Below are 580 nucleotides of genomic sequence, written 5' to 3'. Positions count from 1 at the left end.
ACAGTGATTAATGACGCTCTGCTCTTTAATGAAATAGCAGGGGAACGTCGCACGAGAAATAATGTATTCGGAGCCGCGATGAACGGTTAAGCGCGGGATATCGGTAGTCCCTTTAAGGACCAGATCGAGTCGGTCTTCATAGGGAAAGCGTGACGTATCTTCTTTGACCAGGAACAGATGCAGCCAGTCGCACTGTGCCGCCGCCTGTTGGATCAGATAGCGATGGCCGTGCGTGAAAGGATTGGCGTTCATCACAATACAGCCAATTTTCTTTCCCTCGTGACGCAATGTCGCCAGCGATTCCGCATACCGTTTCAACCGGGTCGCGCTATTTTCCATTAAGACCATCACGCCAGGGACGCTGGCTATCGTCGAAAAGCTGCACTGTTTAAACAGCGCTTCGTATTCCGTTTTGGTATAAATAAAAAGATGGGTGCAGTGCCGTTCCCAGGCGAGATTAATCAATTCCGTCGCCAGCGTTAACGCTAAGCCTTCACCGCGTACTGATTCGCTAATGGCCACGCATTTAATGATATTTCCGGCAATACCGCCGCAGGCAATAAGACGGTCATCACGGCTG

Annotated in this window: 1 protein-coding gene; it reads right to left on the bottom strand. The window is 50.5% G+C overall.

What is annotated here, in order from left to right:
• Positions 1–580, bottom strand: a 580-nt coding sequence (citC, locus tag ACEWB7_RS17365; protein WP_411581008.1) for a [citrate (pro-3S)-lyase] ligase, incomplete at both ends; no start/stop codon positions are given.

This window comes from Acinetobacter sp. NIOH-H-8 (genome assembly GCF_046635365.1).
Taxonomy (GTDB): domain Bacteria; phylum Pseudomonadota; class Gammaproteobacteria; order Pseudomonadales; family Moraxellaceae; genus Acinetobacter.
This window is presented reverse-complemented; position numbering and strand designations above follow the sequence as displayed.